The organism is Pseudomonas caspiana, assembly GCF_002158995.1.
GTDB classification, from domain to species: Bacteria; Pseudomonadota; Gammaproteobacteria; order Pseudomonadales; family Pseudomonadaceae; genus Aquipseudomonas; species Aquipseudomonas caspiana.
This window is the reverse complement of record NZ_LOHF01000008.1, coordinates 66,153-81,062: the sequence shown is the minus strand read 5'-3', so window position 1 is coordinate 81,062 and position 14,910 is coordinate 66,153. Positions and strand designations below refer to the sequence as shown.

18 protein-coding genes are annotated in these 14,910 nt (G+C 56.5%); 7 read left to right on the top strand and 11 right to left on the bottom strand.

Annotation, left to right across the window (positions count from 1 at the left end; genetic code table 11):
- Positions 1-76: 76 nt before the first annotated feature.
- Positions 77-937, bottom strand: coding sequence for a polyamine aminopropyltransferase (gene speE / locus AUC60_RS11635; RefSeq protein WP_087267023.1), 861 nt, complete (start codon positions 935-937; stop codon positions 77-79).
- Positions 938-1,200: 263 nt separating this feature from the next.
- Entirely contained in the window at positions 1,201-1,392 is a 192-nt protein-coding gene (locus AUC60_RS11630) for a PLDc N-terminal domain-containing protein (protein WP_087267020.1), read from the bottom strand.
- A 167-nt stretch (positions 1,393-1,559) separates the two neighbouring features.
- On the opposite strand from AUC60_RS11630, the gene AUC60_RS11625 reads away from it, so the two are divergent.
- Positions 1,560-2,486, top strand: a complete 927-nt coding sequence (locus AUC60_RS11625; protein WP_087267018.1) for a ZIP family metal transporter — start codon at positions 1,560-1,562, stop codon at positions 2,484-2,486.
- A 4-nt stretch (positions 2,487-2,490) separates the two neighbouring features.
- Here the strand turns inward: AUC60_RS11625 and AUC60_RS11620 are convergent, their stop codons facing one another.
- A complete protein-coding gene (locus AUC60_RS11620; RefSeq protein ID WP_087267015.1) occupies positions 2,491-3,012 on the bottom strand; it encodes a hypothetical protein in 522 nt (173 codons plus the stop codon).
- Between the two features lie 87 nt (positions 3,013-3,099).
- A complete protein-coding gene (locus AUC60_RS11615; RefSeq protein ID WP_087267012.1) occupies positions 3,100-3,633 on the bottom strand; it encodes an ankyrin repeat domain-containing protein in 534 nt (177 codons plus the stop codon).
- A 462-nt stretch (positions 3,634-4,095) separates the two neighbouring features.
- On the opposite strand from AUC60_RS11615, the gene AUC60_RS11610 reads away from it, so the two are divergent.
- A complete protein-coding gene (locus tag AUC60_RS11610; RefSeq protein WP_087267009.1) occupies positions 4,096-4,374 on the top strand; it encodes a DUF3509 domain-containing protein in 279 nt (92 codons plus the stop codon).
- Positions 4,375-4,515: 141 nt separating this feature from the next.
- On the opposite strand, the gene AUC60_RS11605 is transcribed toward AUC60_RS11610, so the two are convergent.
- The 6 genes from AUC60_RS11605 to aroC form a co-directional block, all read right to left on the bottom strand.
- Positions 4,516-5,238, bottom strand: coding sequence for a helix-turn-helix transcriptional regulator (locus tag AUC60_RS11605; protein ID WP_087267006.1), 723 nt, complete (start codon positions 5,236-5,238; stop codon positions 4,516-4,518).
- Between the two features lie 257 nt (positions 5,239-5,495).
- The gene (mtnC, locus tag AUC60_RS11600) at positions 5,496-6,179 is read right to left on the bottom strand and encodes an acireductone synthase (RefSeq protein WP_087267003.1); all 684 of its coding nucleotides are present in this window, start codon (positions 6,177-6,179) and stop codon (positions 5,496-5,498) included.
- A 12-nt stretch (positions 6,180-6,191) separates the two neighbouring features.
- Positions 6,192-6,740, bottom strand: coding sequence for a 1,2-dihydroxy-3-keto-5-methylthiopentene dioxygenase (locus AUC60_RS11595; protein WP_087267000.1), 549 nt, complete (start codon positions 6,738-6,740; stop codon positions 6,192-6,194).
- Positions 6,741-6,824: 84 nt separating this feature from the next.
- Positions 6,825-7,439 carry a methylthioribulose 1-phosphate dehydratase gene (locus tag AUC60_RS11590; protein ID WP_087266997.1) on the bottom strand — a complete coding sequence of 205 codons (615 nt, stop codon included), beginning with the start codon at positions 7,437-7,439 and terminating at the stop codon, positions 6,825-6,827.
- On the bottom strand, positions 7,436-8,599 hold the full coding sequence (locus AUC60_RS11585) for an MFS transporter (protein ID WP_158099113.1): 1,164 nt from the start codon (positions 8,597-8,599) through the stop codon (positions 7,436-7,438). Before AUC60_RS11585 ends, AUC60_RS11590 begins: the two co-directional genes overlap by 4 nt.
- 36 nt (positions 8,600-8,635) lie before the next feature.
- Positions 8,636-9,727, bottom strand: coding sequence for a chorismate synthase (gene aroC / locus AUC60_RS11580; RefSeq protein ID WP_087266992.1), 1,092 nt, complete (start codon positions 9,725-9,727; stop codon positions 8,636-8,638).
- 143 nt (positions 9,728-9,870) lie between these two features.
- Between aroC and AUC60_RS11575 the strand changes: the two genes are divergently transcribed.
- The gene (locus AUC60_RS11575) at positions 9,871-10,830 is read left to right on the top strand and encodes an alpha/beta hydrolase (RefSeq protein WP_087266989.1); all 960 of its coding nucleotides are present in this window, start codon (positions 9,871-9,873) and stop codon (positions 10,828-10,830) included.
- Positions 10,831-10,948: 118 nt separating this feature from the next.
- Positions 10,949-11,752 carry a hypothetical protein gene (locus AUC60_RS11570; RefSeq protein WP_087266986.1) on the top strand — a complete coding sequence of 268 codons (804 nt, stop codon included), beginning with the start codon at positions 10,949-10,951 and terminating at the stop codon, positions 11,750-11,752.
- Between the two features lie 46 nt (positions 11,753-11,798).
- Here the strand turns inward: AUC60_RS11570 and prmB are convergent, their stop codons facing one another.
- The gene (prmB, locus tag AUC60_RS11565; protein WP_087266983.1) at positions 11,799-12,707 is read right to left on the bottom strand and encodes a 50S ribosomal protein L3 N(5)-glutamine methyltransferase; all 909 of its coding nucleotides are present in this window, start codon (positions 12,705-12,707) and stop codon (positions 11,799-11,801) included.
- A 275-nt stretch (positions 12,708-12,982) separates the two neighbouring features.
- Here prmB and AUC60_RS11560 point away from each other — a divergent pair, with 275 nt between their 5' ends.
- The 3 genes from AUC60_RS11560 to AUC60_RS11550 all read left to right on the top strand — a co-directional run bounded on the left by AUC60_RS11560 (position 12,983) and on the right by AUC60_RS11550 (position 14,893).
- Positions 12,983-13,573, top strand: a complete 591-nt coding sequence (locus tag AUC60_RS11560; RefSeq protein WP_087266980.1) for a cysteine hydrolase family protein — start codon at positions 12,983-12,985, stop codon at positions 13,571-13,573.
- 232 nt (positions 13,574-13,805) lie between these two features.
- On the top strand, positions 13,806-14,126 hold the full coding sequence (locus AUC60_RS11555; RefSeq protein ID WP_087266977.1) for a hypothetical protein: 321 nt from the start codon (positions 13,806-13,808) through the stop codon (positions 14,124-14,126).
- Positions 14,127-14,335: 209 nt separating this feature from the next.
- On the top strand, positions 14,336-14,893 hold the full coding sequence (locus AUC60_RS11550) for a Smr/MutS family protein (protein ID WP_087266974.1): 558 nt from the start codon (positions 14,336-14,338) through the stop codon (positions 14,891-14,893).
- The last annotated feature ends 17 nt before the right edge of the window (positions 14,894-14,910 follow it).

The window sequence follows — 14,910 nt, the reverse complement described above, 5'->3', positions numbered from 1 at the left end:
CGTCTGCTGTTGCCCGAATGCAACGCAAGCATGACCTTCCAGCGGATGGGCCATGCTTGCGTAATCGTTACAGATATCAGTCGTTGCTTGGCTTGTTCACGGCCTGGAGCACGTACTGCGGCAGTGCGAAAGCACCGATATGGACTTCAGGGTTGTAATAGCGAGTAACAATACCGCTACCCGCGAAACGCTGACGCAAGGTCTCAAGTGGCAATTTGCGATACGCCGGGTCGGTTGCCCCCCAGGCAAAGGTCATGGCGCCACCGATGTAAGTCGGAATCGCAGCCTGATAGAAGTGCCAGTCCGCAAACAAACCACGCATGCGTCCAGCAGTCGTCTGCACGCCGCTGAGTTGCATGAACGGAGTACCGTTCTGCGTGACCAGGATGCCACCTTCGTTCAGGCAGCGATGACAAGCCTGATAGAAGTTTTCCGAGAACAGCACTTCACCCGGACCGATCGGGTCGGTGGAGTCAGAAATGATCACGTCGAATTTTTCTTCAGTGGTTGCGACAAAGCGCATGCCGTCGTCGATCACCAGATTCAGGCGCGGGTCATCGAATGCCCCCTTGGAGTGTTCCGGCAGGAATTCCTTGCACATCTCGACCACAGTGCCGTCGATTTCGACCATGGTGATGTGTTCGACAGAGCCATGCTTGGCCACTTCGCGCAGCATGCCGCCGTCACCGCCACCGATGATCAATACACGACGCGCAGCACCATGAGCCAGGATTGGCACATGGGTCAGCATCTCGTGATAAATGAACTCGTCAGCTTCTGTGGTCTGGATCACGCCATCCAGCGCCATCACCCGGCCCATGCGCGGGTTCTGGAAAATCACCAGATGCTGATGTTCGGTGCGCACTTCGTGGAGCATTTTTTCAATGCGAAAGCGCTGGCCGTAACCCTCGTACAACGTTTCTTGATAGTCGCTCATGGGGTAGGTCCCTGATGAATGCTGAAAACAGGACGGCCAGCCGCCCATAAGGAAGGCGCGCATTCTACGTTGCGAATGATGACAGGTCGAACCTCGGGTGCTGTAAGCACTGAAAACCCTGGGTTCCCGCGAAAAAAAAATCCTGAGTTTGAAGATGCGCCTCCCGTAGGCGCTACCGAAGGCTGCGATGCATCCATCCTGACCCACCGCCATCGCGGCCTTCGGCAGCGCCTACAGGTCACTTGTTTACAGCGCGGTGCAGATCAAATCCGCACATTGCCCCGCGGACCAGCAACAGCCCAGATGATCAGCCCCAGCACAGGCAGTAACGCGATCAGAAGTACCCAGAGGATTTTAATCCCGGTTTCGGCACCGCTTTTCAGCACGTGGATGATGGCCCAAATGTCGAGAGCCAAAATGATCAGCCCTACCAAACCATTAAACGTAGAACCCATGATATTGCTCCAGATTGAATAAACGCCCCTCTAGGATAGTGGCATTGCTGTAGGGTTCCGTTGAACCAACCGCATATTTTTGCGTTCCGAATCAGGTCACGCCAGCATTTAAACCGCTCAACGTCTAAACATTTGCGTTCAGATTCTTCAGACAGGGTCAGCCAGTCATGCAAACACCCGCACAACCAAGATCGCTTTGGGCCTCGTGGTTAGCCCAGGCTCAGTCCACTCCCCTGCTCAGCCTCGGTTTTTTGCTGGTGCTGCTGGTCGTGCTTGGGCTGTTTGTTGCCAGCGGTTACAACGCGATTTATGGCGCCAATCAGGACAACCTGCATTACGCGCTGCTGGGTGGTACTGCCGGTTTCGCGGCAACGGCGCTGGGCGCGGTCATCGCCGTGGCACTGAGGGAAGTTGACCAGCGCACTCAGGACGTGATGCTGGGCTTTGCCGCAGGGATGATGCTTGCTGCCAGTTCGTTTTCGCTGATTTTGCCGGGGCTTGCTGCTGCTCGTGACATTACCGACAGCGGACCGCTGGCGGCTGGCACGGTGGTGCTTGGTCTAGGGCTCGGTGTGTTGTTGATGCTGGGTCTGGACAAGTTCACACCCCATGAACACGAGAGCGTCGGCCGCCAGGGCCCGCATTCGGAGCGTATCAATCGGGTCTGGCTGTTCGTGCTGGCAATTACTCTGCACAACCTGCCTGAAGGGATGGCAATCGGCGTCGGCTTTGCCAATGGCGATATGCAAGTGGGCGTACCGCTGGCCACCGCCATTGCAATTCAGGACATACCCGAAGGCCTGGCGATTGCCTTGGCGCTGCGGGTGACGGGGTTGTCCTCAATGAAGGCCATGCTGGTAGCCGTTGGCTCAGGCTTGATGGAGCCTATCGGTGCGCTGATTGGTCTGGGGATATCCAGCGGCTTTGCCATTGCGTACCCCGTCAGCCTGGGTCTGGCTGCGGGGGCGATGATCTTTGTGGTGTCCCACGAGGTGATTCCGGAAACCCACCGCAATGGCCATCAAACTTCAGCAACCCTGGGACTGATGGGCGGCTTTGCGGTGATGATGTTCCTCGACACGGCGTTGGGCTAAACGCTTATTGGCTACGCAAGGCTTCCAGTGCAGGCGCGGCGTGAATGTTCAATGCGGCGCACAGTTCAAGCACGCGAGCCTGATCGTCGCCGTAGACCAATACTGCCTGCAATTCATCATCCAGCGGCTGACTGAAGTTCATCAGCACATAGCCGCCGTTTTCCTTATTCATGCTGCCTAGCTGGATCTGGATGCGATTGAGCGCTACCAGAGCATCGACTTTGGCAAGCTGTTTGGGCTTGATGTTGAACGCTACGTCTTTGCCAAAAGAATCGACGATTTGCGCGAAGAGGTCCATGTAGGTGTCGGCCTGAAACAGCACGGTATCGGGCAGGCTGCCCACCACGACCCATTCACCCAGAGGGATCGGAAATGTATCGTCATAGTTGATATCGGGATTGGCAGCCAGAAACGCAGAAGGATCGGCGTAAGCCTGTGCGGCCTCATCAGCAATGCGCACGATGTCCTGCTCGCCCATGCAACCCGAACTGATTTTGCCGATTAATTCGATAAGTTGATTTTTCATGGGAGATCCTGATCACGAGCAAAAATAAAGGCGCGAAGGATACCGACAAATCCTTTGCGCCCCTATCACTTACGCCCGCAACACATTTCAGCCAGCGAGTCGGGCCAATTGCTCTGCGGTATCTGCCGCCCCCATGGTCTGTGCGGCCGCCAGCGGCGTCACGCCCTTGGCATCCCGGGCGTTGGGGTTTGCACCCTTGCTGATCAGGTAGTCGACGATCGCTGTACGGTTAAACATCGCTGCCATCATCAACGCCGTGCGACCGTCAGCCGATGCGCCCTCGACTTCAGCCCCGGCATCGACCAACAATTTAACCACTTCCAGATCGCCCTTGAATGCGGCCCCTGCAATCGGGCTCTGACCGTTGTCGTTGCGAATTTCCGGATCAGCCTGATACTTGAGCAAAACCCGTACGGCATCCTGATGGCCGTGATAACTGGCGAGCATTAATAGCGTGTCGCCTTTGTGGTTACGCAGGTTGGGCGTAAGGCCTTTTTCCAGCAACCTGTCCAGCATCACTGCGTCACCGCGACGAGCAACGTCAAATACCTGCTCGGCAAACTCCAGAGCTTCCTCGTCGTTCATCTGCACAGGTTGATTGCTGGTGTTCTGATCTGACATGGGTAACTCCTGCATTAATAAGGCACGAGATCAGCAGCCGCATCGCTGCTGTCTCCTTCAATTAATGACCGCAAGTCTCCAGAGCCGTTCGTCTCGGGTCAAGGTGCGCGAATAGCCCGCGACCGTTCATCGACTGATGAGACGTTCGTACCATCTTTTTTATTGATCGCCTGAATAAAAACCCAAAAGCGCGGTCGGAGTATTCACGCGACACCACTCGATCTACTCGCTGAATCCTTTCTGCTCTACTCGGCAAAGTTCCCTCGCCGCTGAAAAAAACCTTAAAAAACCCGCAAAATGCAGGATGCCCGATAGCCATTCATGCATATTGCACGAATCTGAAAATTTAAATTTTCTGTAAGCCATTGTTTTAAAAGGATTTTTAAACAACGCAAATACTGGCACAGTCACTGCACTAGTACTACCAAGCTTGTTATCCCATGAGCAATGGAGCCGCTAGACATGACCTTTATTCAAGAAAAATTCGCATCCGTATTTTCAGAATTCGACGTGACCACCCAAGCCCGTCCTGACGGTGGTGTGCTGCTTTCCCTGCGCAACAACGAAGGTAAGCAGATTCGCCGTTCAGTGTCCTACGCGCAGCTCCACACTCCAGTTCAACTTGAGTGGGTAATCAGCGCAATTCGTCGTGATCTGGCGAGTCAGGCAAGTGATCTGCCAGCGATCTCGATGCTGCAAAGCCAGCACCGTTTTGATCTGCCGACCTATCACACCCGTTGATTCAGATTTTTGATTGTCCGTTTCATGCTGCATTGATTCAAACGCTTCGCTCCCTTTGTTTAGCCGTGATTGCCAATTGGCATTCACGGCTTTTTTTTGGCCGGGAATAATAAACAGCCGGGAATACCGGTTGGTGTTCGCTCACCTGATAATGCCCTGACATAAAGCCTCCCCCACCGCCTGAGCCTTGTTGGAAACCCCGAGTTTGCTGTAAATACTCCTTAGGTGATATTTAACGGTTGCCTCGGACACTTGCCTGATCGTGGCGATTTCCCACGCTGTTTTGCCGTCACGTGCCCATTCGAGTATCTCGACTTCTTTTTCACTCAACCCCTTGGAGCGCAACTTTGTCCCGCGCCCTACCAGATGCAGGACAGGGACGAGGCTGGATAACAAATACTGGTCGGGACCTTTGAGCGCTCGACTCAAGCCGTTCAGCGAACAAATCGACGTCACTCCCTGAAAGCTGCGGGCAGGACTTGTGTAGCCGTAGGAGCATGCGGGGGTCAGTCCGTGCTTTTCAACTGAGCGGCCGAAACCCGCCGTAGGTGGATAACGCTTGAACGCCGCGCTCCAGTCGACGAATCCCAAATGCTCGCGGTAATGACTGACTACAGGGTCATCCATCAGTAACAGTTGCCGCCGGTAATCCTGACTCCACGCTCTATCAACATTGGATGTCACCAACGTCAACAGCATCGTGCCTCTGAATTGGCAAAATATCGCCCCTTCGCACTGACACTCCTGGCGCAACCAGTCCAGCGCATTTTCGATAGCCTGATTGCTGTCCAGCTCATGAATGCTCCTGACCATTTGTTGTATGAGTGGATTCTCGGTCGAGTTGATTGATTCAGCACTTCCCATCGCAGTTCGCTCCTTTTCCAGGCTCGGCGCAGGGCTTGATTGATTGCGCCGGGAATGGGTGGATCAGGAAACTACACGATTAAAAGCGCTGTAGAACAACACTCGAAACAAACAGGTATTACTTACCCAAGTAAAAGCCTCGTCCTACTTTTCAGCAGGACGAGGCTTACTTGCGTCGACAGATAATCGGCTTAAAAGACCGAGTTAGCGGATGGCGACCGCCGCTAACCCGCTAGAAGGACGGTTGTCTCGGAGGATCAAAATGACGCGAGGTCTATATCGGCAAAACTCACCACGTTGACGTGGCCCGCTAACTCGCCCCCCTCCCGTACCAGGCCGCAAGTGGCCATGCCGGCAGCCTTTGCGGCATCCAGTTCCTCGACGATGTCCGAAAGAAAAACGATCTCTTCTGCTGGCAAGCCAATGGCCTTGGTGATATTGCGGTACGACTGCGCCTCGCGTTTGGGCCCGGAGGTCGTATCGTAGTAGCCGCTGAACAAGGCCGAAAGATCTCCCGCTTCAGAGCAGCCGAAGATCAGCTTCTGCGCCTGAATCGAGCCAGAGGAATAGACGTAAAGCCCGTAACCTTGCCGATGCCAGCTCTGCAGCGCGTGCACCGCGTCAGGGTAAACATGGCCTTTGAGCTGACCGGCGTCGTAACCCTGCTCCCATACCATGCCTTGCAGCGCTTTGAGCGGTGTGGCCTTGCGATCTTCGGCAATCCAGCTCAGGAGAATCTCGATGACACGCTCGACGTCGGCATCCGGCTCGGCGCTGTCTTCACGCACCTTTTGTAACTGCGTGGCGACGTCAGGGCGAGAGGCCTGCTGACGGACGAAATCCGGCAGATGTTTTGCTGCGTAAGGAAACAACACGTCGAAGACAAAACTGACCGCGCTGGTGGTGCCTTCGATATCAGTCAGGACTGCTTTGATGGTCATGAAAACCGAATCCTATAAATCGTCAAGCTGAGGAAATTGGCTAGCGATTTTCTCGCCAGTGAAATTCGCGACCCAGCCTTCAGTGTTGTTGAACAGGCGAATCGCCACGAAATGCGGGTTCTCACCCATATCGAACCAGTGCGGCGTGCCCGCTGGAACCGAGATCAGGTCGTTCTTTTCGCACAGCACGGCGTAGACATACTCGCCGATATGCAAAGTAAACAGACCGCGCCCGGCGACGAAGAAGCGCACCTCGTCTTCGGAATGGCGATGTTCATCAAGGAACTTGGCGCGCAACTCGGCCTTTTGCGGGTGATCACTGTTGAGGCTGATCACATCGACGGTGACATAACCGCGTTCGGTCATAAGCCTGTCGATCTGCACGCGATAAGCGCTGATCACCTCTTCCTGGCTGGCACCCGGGGTGATCGGAGTCGCGGCCTGCCAGCGGTCAAAACCCACTCCGTGCTCGGCGAGGGTCGAAGCGATGTCTTCCAGATGCGTCAGGACTTTATCGGGCTGCTCAGGGCTGGACTGGTGATAAACATACAGGCTGCTCATGGCGGCGCTCCTCAGTTCGGTTCGGCTCGGTTCAATGTGCCCTGCGACTTTTACAGGTCGCTCAGGCTGAACGCTAAAAAAACGTTATCGGTTCAGTACGGCAAGTGTCTTGAGTTCGCACTCAAAGAGGAACTCGAAAGCCTCGATCTGCCGCAGTGCGTCGCTCATCTTCGCGCCCCAGGTATATAAGCCATGGCCGCGAATCAGATAACCCGCGCAATCAGGGTGTGCATCAAGCCAGGGCTGCACTTTCGCCGCCAGACGCACGATATCCTGATCGTTGTCGAAAATGGGCACCACTACTCGCGACTCATGAGTCACCACGCCACTGAAGGCCTTTTGCAGCTCATAGTCTTCAAAGACCAGATGATCGGCCTTGGTCAGACGCGACAATACCGTCGCGTTGACCGAATGGGTGTGCAGCACTGCACCAACTTCCGGTTTGCAACTGTAGAGTTGCGTGTGCAGCAAGGTTTCCGCAGACGGTTTTTTGCCAGGCTCCAGGCTATTGCCTTCAAGATCAGTGGCCAGCACATCGTCAATGCCCAACTGGCCCTTGTGTTTGCCCGACACCGTCAACAGCACTTCAGTGGCAGACAGCCGCGCCGAGTAATTACTGCTGGTAGCAGGTGACCAGCCACGACCGTACAGAAAACGGCCGGCGTCGATAATTGCCTGACTCAGTTGTTCGCGGCTCATGCCCGCTCCTCTTTCATTCGTGTAGCCGCCATCACGGCACCAGCCAGTGCCGCAGCACTGGCGATGGTAAATGTCCAGCCGGCGCCAAGGAAGTTCCAGGTGTAACCGGCGTAAAGCGCGCCCAACGCACCACCCGTCCCGGCCAAAGCCGCGTATAACGCCTGTCCCTGACCTTGTTGCTGCGAGCCGAAGCTACGTTGCACGAAGTGGATGGCAGACGCGTGAAAGCTGCCAAACGTGGCAGCATGCAGCAATTGGGCGAAGAGCAGCACCGTCAAATGGTCAGCAAGATTACCCAGCAACAGCCAGCGCAGCGCCGCCAACAAAAAACTCGTCAACAGTACCTGACGTACCGAGAAGCGCTGCAATATTCGGCTCATGGCCATGAACATCAGCACCTCAGCAACGACGCCGACCGCCCAAAGCAACCCGATCAACCCTCGGGCGTAACCCAACTGCTCCAGATGCAGCGTCAGGAATGTGTTGTACGGGCCGTGACTCAATTGCATCAGCCCGACGCAGGCGTAGAAAGCCAACACTCCTGGACGAGTCAGTTGCCGGAAAAAACCACCTGTTTCAGCATGACTCGTCGACACGATCGGCTGCGCATTGGGCACCCACCAACTGCTGATGACAATCCCGAAAATGATAGCGACCAGTAAGTAAGGGAAATAGTCGAGGCTCAGCCACTCGAATAAACGCCCCACGCTCACTACGGTCAGGATGAAACCAATTGAGCCCCACAACCGGATCTGGCTGTAACGAGACGTCTGCCCGCGCAAATGCGCCAAGGTAATGACTTCGAATTGCGGCAGGATTGCGTGCCAGAAGAACGCATGCAGAGCCATGACCATCGCCAGCCATAGGTAGCTTTGCTCGATCAGAATCAGGGAAAACGCGAGTAGCCCACAGATAGCTCCAAGCCGCACGATCACCAATCGACGTCCGGTGTGATCCCCTAGCCAACCCCAGATATTTGGGGCAACACAACGCATCAGCATCGGGATCGCCACCAGCTCGCCAATGCGCGCGCTGGAGAACCCGAGGTGGCTTAAGTACAACGGCAGAAATGGCGCGGTAGAGCCCAGCAAGGCGAAGTAGAAAACGTAAAAACTGGACAGCCGCCAATAAGGCAACTGTCCAGCCGGGGATTGCGTCACGTCAGTTGCCCTTGGCAGCAGCAACGCCATCGGGCATTACAGCTGACCCAGCACAGGCGTGGTCACCCGGACGTCGGCGTTCTGGCCACGATGACGCAGCAGATGATCAAGAAGCACGATAGCCATCATGGCCTCGGCGATCGGCGTGGCGCGAATGCCGACGCATGGGTCATGACGCCCCTTGGTGATCACATCTACCGGGTTGCCGTGAACATCAATCGAATGCCCGGGCGTGGTGATGCTGGAGGTCGGCTTGAGCGCCAGGTGCGCCACAATCGGCTGACCTGAGGAAATACCGCCGAGAATGCCGCCAGAGTTGTTCGACAGAAAACCTGCAGGCGTCAGCTCGTCGCGGTGCTCGGTGCCGCGTTGCGCAACACTGGCGAAACCGGCGCCGATTTCCACTCCCTTGACTGCATTGATGCTCATCAGCGCATGAGCCAGATCAGCATCCAGACGGTCGAAGATCGGCTCGCCCAGGCCCGGCATCACGCCTTCAGCAACGACCGTGATTTTTGCGCCGACTGAATCCTGGTCACGACGCAACTGGTCCATATAGGCTTCCAGCTCCGGAACCTTGTCAGGATCCGGGCAGAAAAACGCATTCTGCTCAACCGAATCCCAGGTCTTGAACGGGATATCGATCGGCCCGAGCTGGCTCATGTAACCGCGTACCACGATGCCCATCTTTGCCAGATACTTTTTGGCGATAGCGCCAGCCGCCACGCGCATGGCTGTTTCCCGCGCCGAGCTGCGACCGCCGCCGCGATAATCACGAACGCCATACTTGTGGTGGTAGGTGTAGTCAGCGTGGGCCGGACGGAACTGTTCCTGAATCGCCGAATAATCCTTGGACTTCTGATCAGTGTTGCGAATCAGCAAGCCAATGGAGGTGCCGGTGGTTTTGCCTTCGAAAACGCCGGAAAGGATTTCAACTTCATCCGCTTCCTGGCGCTGGGTCGTGTGGCGACTGGTGCCGGGCTTGCGCCGATCCAGATCAATTTGCAGGTCTTGCAGCGACAGCTCAAGGCCCGGCGGGCAGCCGTCAACGATAGCAACCAGCGCCGGACCATGGCTTTCGCCGGCGGTGGTGACAGTGAACAGCTTGCCGAAGGTGTTGCCGGACATGCGGACGCTCCGATAAATCAGCGAAAAAACCAGGTCGATATAAACAGACCCGCCAGTATACGCAGGCTGCTCGTGTAGTTCATCCTCGAACCTTATTCGTCTGGCCGCGTCCAATCGGCATCCAAACAGATAGTGGCCCAACGATGCTACGAGTTATCGCTTTGATTCTTCCCCTGCTCACCGGGCTTGCTCACGCTGCCACCCCATCCGTACTACAGCGACCCATCGTCCTGCAAACCGCGACGGGCGAGTTGTCCGGTACCTTGTTGCTGCCCAAATCCACTGAACCGGTGCCCGTGGTGTTGATCATCGCGGGTTCCGGCCCTACCGACCGCGATGGCAACAATCCCGACGGCGGGCGCAACGACAGCATGAAACGCCTGGCGCGCATCCTCGCCAAACACAACATCGCCAGCGTGCGTTATGACAAGCGCGGCGTTGCCGCCAGCAAGGCCGCGACCCCGGATGAGCGCAACCTGAGCATTGAGGCCTATGTTGCCGATGCACAAGCCTGGGGCCAGAAACTCAAGGCTGACCCTCGTCTGGGGCAATTGATCCTGCTGGGCCACAGCGAGGGCGCACTGGTGGCGGCTCTGGCGGCTGAAAAAGCCGGTGCTGCCGCTGTGATCTCCGTGGCTGGCACCGGCCGCCCAGTAGACCAAGTGTTACGCGAACAACTGCAATACCGTCTGCCACCGCCACTGCTCTTGCGCAGCAATCAGCTGATCGACGAAATCAAGGCGGGCAAGACCGACAACGATGTTCCGGCCGAACTTGAAGTGGTGTTCCGGCCCAGTGTTCAGCCGTATCTGATTTCGTTGTTCCGTCAGGACCCGGCCGCGGCGTTCGGCAAGCTGCAAGTCCCGGCGCTGATCGTGCAGGGTCGCCATGATATTCAGGTGGGTGTCGGTGACGCCGAGCTATTGAAAAAGGCGAAACCCGATGCCGAACTGGCCTTGATCGAAGGCATGAACCACGTGTTACGTATCGTGCCGAACGACATCAAGCGTCAGTTGGCGTCGTACAAAGATCCGCAACTGCCGCTGTCGAGTGAGCTTTCCACACGGATTTTGCGTTTCATAGAAGCCGTGCCTGCGGCGTAATCATGGAAATTTGACGTCAGGAAATCACGGACACCCTTCAGGACTCGTAAAAACGGCCGATAGGGATTTGCTGGCACTGTGTTTGCTGCACAGGGTCAAGGACAGGATCGCCGTAAACATGACAGAAACAACAGCATTACCCGACACCATTGAAGACACCAAAGCCGCTGAAGCTCAAGCCTCGGCGCCTGCGCAGCTGTGGGACGACGTCAAGCCGGAACACTTTCTGATGCTGCGCCTGGCCCCGCTGCAAACCGACCGTGCCACCGGTGGCCGGCCGCTGCGCTTTGTCCAGTTTGGTCGCGCCGAGCGCCACAGCAAGGAATTGAGCCTGCTGCGCCTGAACATTCAGTTGCCAGGCCAACGGGTGCGGCGTGAACAGAATCATCTGGATGTCTGGGTCGATCATGAAAAGCATATCGTGCGCTTCGGGCCGGATTCCGGCTTGCAGATAGAGCCATGGAACCGTGGCATCGGGCGTTTTCTGATTGCTCAGGGTATCCACTGGGCGCAGAAAAAATGGTCGGCCTACAAAGTCGAAACGTTTGCCCTGCCTAGCAAGGACGGCCTGAACGAAGACACCCGCTTGCGCCGCGACCACTTCCTGAAAACTCAGGGATTCGAAGTCGCCTATGCTGATGCGCAGCACATGAAGGGCAGTTTCAAGGAAGTCCAGGTGGGCAACCTGCACAGCACCTGGAACAACGACAAGATTCAAATCATCGAAATTCTCGAGGCCTCACAGATGCTGGAGGGCGCCGAGAAGAAGATGATTGAGCAGGAAGGGTTGATCCGTCAGCACGAGGATCGAGTCGGCAAGTACAAACGTGAAGACAGCGGCTTGCGCTTCACTATTGCCTGCTTGGTTACTTTTGCAGTCTTCCAGGCCGGGTTGCTGATCTGGATTGCAACCCACCGCTAGCCTTCAAACTCAAGGCGCTCACCGAGAGCGCCTTGAATCTGCTCAATCAGACCCGCGACTCAAACAATGCCTGATGCTCCCGGCACTGGGCAGCGCTGAGCATGAAAACGCCGTGACCGCCGCGCAGGAAATCCAGCCAGGTGAAGTCGACTTCCGGGTACAGTGCCTGGACGTGAACCTGACTGTTGCCAACTTCAACAATCAACAGACCCTTTTCGGTCAGATGATTCGCCGCCTGACTCAACATCCGTCGCACCAGATTCAGACCATCACTGCCACAAGCCAAGGCAAGTTCCGGCTCGTGCTGGTATTCGTCCGGCATATCCGAAAAATCTTCGGAGTCGACATAAGGCGGGTTGGAGACGATCAAGTCGAAACGCTGGCCCGGCAGGCCATCAAAGCCATCGCCCTGAACGGTATAGACACGCTGGTCAACGCCATGGCGTTCGATGTTCTGGTTGGCAACTTCCAGCGCTTCAAACGACAGGTCGGCCAACACGACTTCGGCCTCCGGAAACTCGTCGGCGCAAGCAATACCGATGCAGCCAGAACCCGTACACAGATCCAGAATGCGTGCCGGCTCGTCCGCCAGCCAAGGGGCGAAGTGGTTTTCGATCAGCTCGGCGATCGGTGAGCGAGGGATCAGTACACGCTCATCGACAATGAACGACATCCCGCAGAACCATGCCTCACCCAGCAGATAAGGCGTTGGCACGCGCTCATCAATGCGGCGTGCAATCAAACGCTGAAGCTCGGAGATTTCATCAAGCTCCAGCCGGCAATCCAGATAGCTGTCGGCAATTTCCCAAGGCAGGTGCAAGGCGCCCAGAACCAACTGGCGCGCCTCGTCCCAGGCGTTATCGGTGCCGTGCCCAAAAAACAGGTCTTCTTCGTGAAAGCGACTAACCGCCCAACGGATATGGTCGCGCACAGTGCGCAAGCGGGATGTGATCACTGGGACAAGCTCCTTGGAATACGTCTTGGGATTCTAGCAGCCAGGAACGTATCACACGATGCCCCCGTGCCATTACTGATCCACCCATTTCTGACGCATCTCATGTTCGACGATGGTTATGGATACGCGGCTTTTCAATCAGGGCATAATGCTATCCGCCTGGATCAACCAACGCCGCTACAGGCCAGAGAATCCGGAGCTTCTCATCGTCGCCATTCCCAGAACCGCTCCAGCGGAGGAGAATGTCGCAAAAGCCCCACACAAAGGAGCCCCAGATGTCCGATCCAAAGACCATGTTTCAACTCAGCGGCCGTGGCTATGCAGCGGCCACTTTGAGTAATGCCACGCTGATTATTATCGATGCACAGAAAGAATATCTCAGCGGTCCGCTGGCCCTGACCGGAGTAAATGAAGCTGCGGCGAACATCTGCCAGCTGGTAGCAGCCGCCCGCGCTGGAAAATGCCCGATCGTGCATATCCGCCATCTCGGTACAGTCGGTGGCCTGTTCGATCCGCAAGGCGAGCGCGGCGAGTTCATGCCAGACCTCAAGCCACATGAAGGCGAGCAGGTAGTGGAAAAGCGTCTGCCCAATGCCTTTAACGGCACCGGACTGGATGACCTGCTGCAAAGCCTGGGTCATCTTGACCTGATCGTTTGCGGCTTCATGAGCCATTCGAGCATCAGCACCACCGTGCGCGCAGCAAAGGATTACGGCTATCGCTGCACCCTGGTGGACGACGCTTGCGCAACCCGCGACTTGCCGAGCCCGGACGGCGTGGTCAGCGCCCATATCGTTCATCGCACCGAAATGGCGATCATGAACGATAACTTTGCGACTCTGGCCCTTACCAAAGACCTGATCTGAAGCACCAGCCTCCAGAAGTCAACTGCCCTGCCCGGCTAAGAGTGTCACCACTCCATGCCGGACTGCCTCGACTCAGGTCTCTTCGCGTAACCGCCGCCGCAATAGCGGTCATGTGACGCCGTTCACATAACCGCCCATCCATTAATGCCCGCCTTCTGCCCTTCAATCCCTCCCTGCGGGAACCAGCCGCCCTTTATACGAGTCAGACCCCGATACTCTGGAGGAAATCGGAATGAAAGTATCCGACGGTTTTGATGCCCGTCGCCTGCGTCCAAAAGGACCGGGTAGTTGGGGCGTGCGCATTGGTTCGGCCATTGCTGCCCTGTTGGCCACTTTCGGCGTATTGCTGGCGATGGCCGGTGTTTCCAGCCTGATTGGCCGCCCACAAGTATTGGGTGAACTCAATGCCAGTCCGCTGGGCGCAGCGTTGGTAGTGTTCGGTGGTTTGTTGGTGCTCTACGTCGGCGTCTGGCTATGGCGCCGCTGCCGACTGGGCCGCCGCCGCAAAAATGGTCTGAACATGTCGCCGCATTTGATGAAGAAGAATGATTGAGCGGTAGTTCCTGTCGGGAATGTCGTGCGGTAGGACTGGCTTTAGCCGCAAGCAAATGAATACCCAGCGAATTTACGGCCCTTCTCCCGGGCCTCACGATAAATCGCGTCATGTCAGTTGCAGGGGCAGACCCGAGTTGCCAAAAGCGGCGTTTTAATCACGCCGCAGACCACGACTTGGTTAAACTAGCCCCCTTCGCGGAGGCTGACATGCAAGACGACGATTTTTCCCTGTTCAAAAACGAGTTACGCGGCGTCAAGCCCATCAAGCAAGAATATGCCGATGTCGGCAAACCGAAAACCGACCGTAAACTCCTGGCAAAACTGCGTCAGTCCGCAACGGTGCGCACCGATTCAGTAAGAGTCGATGGTTTGTCGGATCAGTTCGTGATCGACGTAGGACCAGAGGATGTATTGAGTTGGTCCCGCGATGGCGTGCAGGAAGGCCAGATGCGTAAGCTCAAGCTCGGTCAGATCAGCTTCGAGGGCAGCCTGGATTTACACGGCATGACGGTCGAGGTCGCGAGGGAAACCTTGTGGGAGTTTCTCGCCGAAGCCACCAAGCTGGAAATCCGCTGCGTGCGCGTTACCCACGGCAAAGCGGTGCGACTGGACGGCAAGCGCCCCATGATCAAAAGCCACGTCAACACCTGGTTGCGACAACATCCCCAAGTGTTGGGATTCTGTTCGTGCCAGGCGAAGCACGGCGGCGCGGGAGCGGTTTACGTGATCCTGAAGCGGACCATGATGGAAGGCCGCGACGAGTAACCCGTCGCAGCCTGAAC

What these genes read in the sequence shown, in the direction of transcription:
- AUC60_RS11615 (WP_087267012.1), bottom strand. Translation starts at nt 3,633, where the DNA reads ATGTCAGATCAGAACACCAGCAATCAACCTGTGCAGATGAACGACGAG.
- speE (WP_087267023.1), bottom strand. Translation starts at nt 937, where the DNA reads ATGAGCGACTATCAAGAAACGTTGTACGAGGGTTACGGCCAGCGCTTT.
- AUC60_RS11555 (WP_087266977.1), top strand. Translation starts at nt 13,806, where the DNA reads ATGAAAGTATCCGACGGTTTTGATGCCCGTCGCCTGCGTCCAAAAGGA.
- mtnC (WP_087267003.1), bottom strand. Translation starts at nt 6,179, where the DNA reads ATGACCATCAAAGCAGTCCTGACTGATATCGAAGGCACCACCAGCGCG.
- AUC60_RS11610 (WP_087267009.1), top strand. Translation starts at nt 4,096, where the DNA reads ATGACCTTTATTCAAGAAAAATTCGCATCCGTATTTTCAGAATTCGAC.
- AUC60_RS11630 (WP_087267020.1), bottom strand. Translation starts at nt 1,392, where the DNA reads ATGGGTTCTACGTTTAATGGTTTGGTAGGGCTGATCATTTTGGCTCTC.
- AUC60_RS11575 (WP_087266989.1), top strand. Translation starts at nt 9,871, where the DNA reads ATGCTACGAGTTATCGCTTTGATTCTTCCCCTGCTCACCGGGCTTGCT.
- AUC60_RS11625 (WP_087267018.1), top strand. Translation starts at nt 1,560, where the DNA reads ATGCAAACACCCGCACAACCAAGATCGCTTTGGGCCTCGTGGTTAGCC.
- AUC60_RS11605 (WP_087267006.1), bottom strand. Translation starts at nt 5,238, where the DNA reads ATGGGAAGTGCTGAATCAATCAACTCGACCGAGAATCCACTCATACAA.
- AUC60_RS11595 (WP_087267000.1), bottom strand. Translation starts at nt 6,740, where the DNA reads ATGAGCAGCCTGTATGTTTATCACCAGTCCAGCCCTGAGCAGCCCGAT.
- AUC60_RS11570 (WP_087266986.1), top strand. Translation starts at nt 10,949, where the DNA reads ATGACAGAAACAACAGCATTACCCGACACCATTGAAGACACCAAAGCC.
- AUC60_RS11560 (WP_087266980.1), top strand. Translation starts at nt 12,983, where the DNA reads ATGTCCGATCCAAAGACCATGTTTCAACTCAGCGGCCGTGGCTATGCA.
- aroC (WP_087266992.1), bottom strand. Translation starts at nt 9,727, where the DNA reads ATGTCCGGCAACACCTTCGGCAAGCTGTTCACTGTCACCACCGCCGGC.
- AUC60_RS11620 (WP_087267015.1), bottom strand. Translation starts at nt 3,012, where the DNA reads ATGAAAAATCAACTTATCGAATTAATCGGCAAAATCAGTTCGGGTTGC.
- AUC60_RS11590 (WP_087266997.1), bottom strand. Translation starts at nt 7,439, where the DNA reads ATGAGCCGCGAACAACTGAGTCAGGCAATTATCGACGCCGGCCGTTTT.
- AUC60_RS11550 (WP_087266974.1), top strand. Translation starts at nt 14,336, where the DNA reads ATGCAAGACGACGATTTTTCCCTGTTCAAAAACGAGTTACGCGGCGTC.